We start from the raw sequence: 4,084 nt of genomic DNA, 5'->3' as shown, positions 1-4,084 counted from the left end.
AGTGCTTTTAAGGAAGACTGGGGAGCTGTTAGCACCCAGATGTTGTATGCTCTATTTATATTTTTCCTGATCTTTTTTCAGGAGAATAATTCGTGGAGTCTTATAGCTAACAGGAAAAATAACTAGAGAATTACAAGTAGAGAAATATAATTATGGGAATCGAAAAATTTGATGTTTTTGTTGTTGGAACCGGGACTGCCGGGAAAAGTGTGGCGAAAGAATGTGTAGAGGCTGGGTTAAAAGTTGCAATAGCAGACAATCGTGAATTTGGAGGAACCTGCGCAAATCGTGGTTGCGATCCCAAAAAAGTTCTTGTTGGGCTTACAGAAATTCTCAATCGCGCCCAAAAAATGGTAGGAAAAGGAATTGTAGAAATGCCGGAAATCAGCTGGAAAGATTTACAGCTATTCAAGAAAAAGTTTGTGGAGGCTATGCCTGCCGCTACAGAGCAGGAATTGGAAGCTCTCGGAATTAAAATGTACCATCAGTCTCCCAAATTTCTGGATGAAAACACCATTTCTGTAGAAGGTAAAACGGTGAATTTTGAAAAACTGGTCATTGCAACCGGGATGAAGCCTTTAGAATTACCTATTCCAGGAAGGGAACGGGCAATGAACAGTGATGACTTTCTGGAATTGAAAGAATTACCTGAAAGCATGATCTTTATTGGCGCGGGTTATATAGGAATGGAGTTCGCTCATATTGCAGCCAGATGTGGAGTAGATGTGACGATCGTGGATAGCGAAGAATCCCCTTTGAGTAATTTTGATGAGGATATGGTGAATTACCTAAAGCAATCTTCAGAAGAGCTGGGGATTAAATTTGTTATGAATGCCAGGGTAGAGGAGATAGAGAAGCTTCAGAAGAATTTGAGAGTCATAGCAGATCAGAATGGTAAAAAGGTGGAGTTCAAAGCCAGATGTGTTGTAAACGCAGCCGGCCGTGTACCTTCCATAGATGAATTGAAATTAAAACAAGGCAACGTAGACTTCTCGAAAAGAGGGGTGCTGGTCAATAAAAATCTTCAGAGTATATCAAATCCAAACGTTTATGCCTGTGGAGATGTTTCTGCCAGCGAAGGCTTACCACTAACACCGCTTGCCTCCCAGGAAGCACGGGTAGTAACTGCGAATATTATGGATCTGGACAGACCGCATGAGTATGATTATCCACCACAACCTTCAGTTGTATTTACACTTCCCAATGTAGCTTCCGTAGGCCTAAATGAAAAACAGGCGAAAGAAAAAGGTTATGATTTTCGGGTGAAGATGAACGATGCCAGTGACTGGTTTAATTCAAAACGAATTAACGACAAAGTCTATGCATATAAAACGCTGGTAGATAACGAGACCAACCTGGTTCTGGGTGCTCACCTGGTTAGTAATGAGGCCAGCGAAACTATTAATATGTTCGTGATGGCGATGTGTGGAAAACTGGACTGCGAGACTTTAAAAGGTATGATTTTTACGTATCCAAGCTGGTCCAGCGACATTAAATCGATGATTTAAAATTTATTCACCCTTCATCATACGATATAATGGCTGCTGTTTTCTATTCTTGAAACCGTGGTAGGAAATGTTTAGAAATATAAGGAGAGCTCCTGCTGCGGCTGAGTAGGCGATTACATCGTACTGCCCGATCTGCTTGGCATAAATTCCGATAAGTGCCCAGACTCCAACTGCAGCAAATTCACGCATATTTCGTTTGTATATCATCGTGATATTAAGAGCCACTGTAATCAGAATCATTAAGAGCGTCCATTGAACTTCAGACAGGAAAGCTCCATCCCAGCCGGTTTCTTTCAACCAGGCTGCGGTATTGGCAATTGCTGCTACTGCGATCCATCCCGAATATAAACAGATAGGCCACCAGTAGAACGCAATGATCTTAAACGGTGGATCTGTTAATTCCATTTCTGTATTGATAATGATCTTGCATAATTTCGCCAGGATCAGGAACATAATTACTACAGAGAGGCCCGGGAAGTCATACAACCAGGCAAGACTCCATAAACAAGTACCTATATTGGCAACAATAAACCAGAATTTTGTCCTTTTGATAAACTTCGTGTGTTTTCCGTTGCCAAAGGCCTGAATAAGCATATACACAGAGAAGGCTATTAGAGACAGGAATATCACACCCCAGATTGAAAAAGCATACCCGGCCGGAGTAAAAAGATTACTGTATTTATCACTCATTTCTCCAATCGTCTTACCATTGATCTCACCTGTCTGGGTGTAGTAGGTGAAAGCTATGGTGATGATAACAGAAATAAAATTGGCTACAGCTAGTTTCTTGATCATAAGAATGGGGGATTATTGAATTGGAATCACTTCTTTACCGGTTATAGCGAATATACGATCTCCATCTTCAGGTTGCATAAAATAATTCCCGGTAAATTCTCCAAAAGCGGGGAAAATCATCTGGTTAGTGCTTTTGTAAAAACAAGGTAATTTCAGCATTTGTCTGCCGAAACCAAATAATTTATAGCCCGGGTGAACGTGTCCGCACAAATTGAATAAACCATCATGCTCTTCAGGATGATGGGTCAATATGAACTTTTCAATTTTCAATTCCTGATAGATCTGTATGCCCAGTTCCTGGTAACGTAACGGAGAAATTATATCATGGTTTCCAGCAACCAGGTGAACCTGATTATCGATGGAAGTAATCCATTCTTCAAAAATTTTCCATTCCATATTAAGTGAAGAATGGAATAGATCGCCAAGAAAAATGATGTGCTCCGGATCAAAGTCTTTTCGTATCCTATCCAGCCTGTCGAAATTTTCTACGATCGCCTGGTAGGGCACTGCACTTCCATGCTTCCTGAAGTGCGATACTTTTCCAAGATGAACATCTGCCACTAACAGGATCTCCTGTTCCGGCCAGTACGCAACACCTAGCGGGTGCAGCACGAAGTCCTGTCCAAGAATACGAATGTTGATGTTCATATTATAGTGAGCATAAAATTTCAGCTGCTTTTTCTAATGTTTCATTTGTTTTAGCGAAGCAAAAGCGAAGCTGAGAATGGTCCTTTTCGTCTATATTGAATACTGAAACCGGGATGGCTGCAAGTTGGTGTTCCTTCACCAGTCTCTCAGCAAAATCGGTATCTTTTTCCGTAGTAATTTCTGAAAAATCCAATAGTTGAAAATAGGTGCCTTTAGATGGTTCACTTCTAAATTTTGAACCTGAAATAAGCTTTAAAAAAGTATCTCTTTTTTCCTGGTAAAAACCTGCAAGATCAAGATAATGATCCGGTTGCTTAAGGTATTCTGCATAGGCGCGTTGCATTGGATGATTTACAGAAAAAGTGGTGAGTTCGTGAATCTTCCTGATCTCTTTCATCAGTTCTTCAGGAGCTACACAATAACCTGTTTTCCAGCCGGTATTATGAAAGGTCTTACCAAAGGAGCCACAAATGATACTTCTTGTAGAAAGTTCCGGAAACCTCGAGGCACTTTGGTGTAGCTTTCCATCAAAAATCAAGTGCTGGTATACCTCGTCACTCATTAGTATGATATTAGTATCCTTCAGAAGGTCTTGCAATTTAAGCATGTCTTCTTCAGAAAGTATAGTGCCCGTTGGATTATGCGGAGTATTAATAATGATCATTCTGGTGCGATTGGTAATGGCACTGGCAACTTCTTCCCAATCGACCTTATAGTCACTGCCTTTCAACTGGATTTGTACAGGGATACCTCCTGCCAACTGAATCGTAGGTTCATACGAATCGTAAGCCGGCTTCAGTACAATCACCTCATCATCTTTCTGTACAAAAGCCGTAATGCTATTGTAAAGCGCTTCTGTTGCCCCTGAAGTGATCGTGATTTCAGTTTCAGGTTTGTAATATCTTCCGTAGAGATCATTAAATTTCTGGGAGATCATTTCTCGCAATTCTAAAACTCCGGCATCTGGCGGATACTGATTATGACCATCCCTCATAGCTTTGGTCACCAGTTCTTTAAGTTTACGATCAGTTTCAAAATTAGGAAAGCCCTGAGATAGATTGATTGCATCGTATTCATGCGCCATTTTACTCATCACAGAAAAAATACTGGTTTTGCTTCCGGGTAATTTGGAT

General features: G+C 40.7%; 4 protein-coding genes. 1 reads left to right on the top strand and 3 read right to left on the bottom strand.

Translation table 11 applies throughout. From position 1 onward, the window contains the following. The first annotated feature begins 152 nt into the window (after positions 1–152). On the top strand, positions 153–1,508 hold the full coding sequence (locus QZ620_RS13585) for an NAD(P)/FAD-dependent oxidoreductase (protein ID WP_295182659.1): 1,356 nt from the start codon (positions 153–155) through the stop codon (positions 1,506–1,508). Positions 1,509–1,511: 3 nt separating this feature from the next. Here QZ620_RS13585 and QZ620_RS13580 read toward each other — a convergent pair whose 3' ends face one another. The 3 genes from QZ620_RS13580 to QZ620_RS13570 all read right to left on the bottom strand — a co-directional run. Continuing rightward, positions 1,512–2,303, bottom strand: a complete 792-nt coding sequence (locus QZ620_RS13580; protein WP_295182656.1) for a tryptophan-rich sensory protein — start codon at positions 2,301–2,303, stop codon at positions 1,512–1,514. A gap of 12 nt (positions 2,304–2,315) precedes the next feature. Then, a complete protein-coding gene (gene pdeM, locus QZ620_RS13575; protein ID WP_295182654.1) occupies positions 2,316–2,951 on the bottom strand; it encodes a ligase-associated DNA damage response endonuclease PdeM in 636 nt (211 codons plus the stop codon). Between the two features lies 1 nt (position 2,952). Further along, positions 2,953–4,084: methionine aminotransferase (locus tag QZ620_RS13570; protein WP_295182651.1), on the bottom strand; the 1,132-nt coding region annotated here is incomplete at its 5' end.

The organism is uncultured Christiangramia sp. (assembly GCF_913046405.1).
Taxonomy (GTDB): Bacteria; Bacteroidota; Bacteroidia; order Flavobacteriales; family Flavobacteriaceae; genus Christiangramia; species Christiangramia marina.
This window is presented reverse-complemented; position numbering and strand designations above follow the sequence as displayed.

Bases quoted from the DNA above. Each gene is read 5' to 3' on its own strand.
- QZ620_RS13585 (WP_295182659.1), top strand. From the start codon at position 153: ATGGGAATCGAAAAATTTGATGTTTTTGTTGTTGGAACCGGGACTGCC.
- QZ620_RS13580 (WP_295182656.1), bottom strand. From the start codon at position 2,303: ATGATCAAGAAACTAGCTGTAGCCAATTTTATTTCTGTTATCATCACC.
- pdeM (WP_295182654.1), bottom strand. From the start codon at position 2,951: ATGAACATCAACATTCGTATTCTTGGACAGGACTTCGTGCTGCACCCG.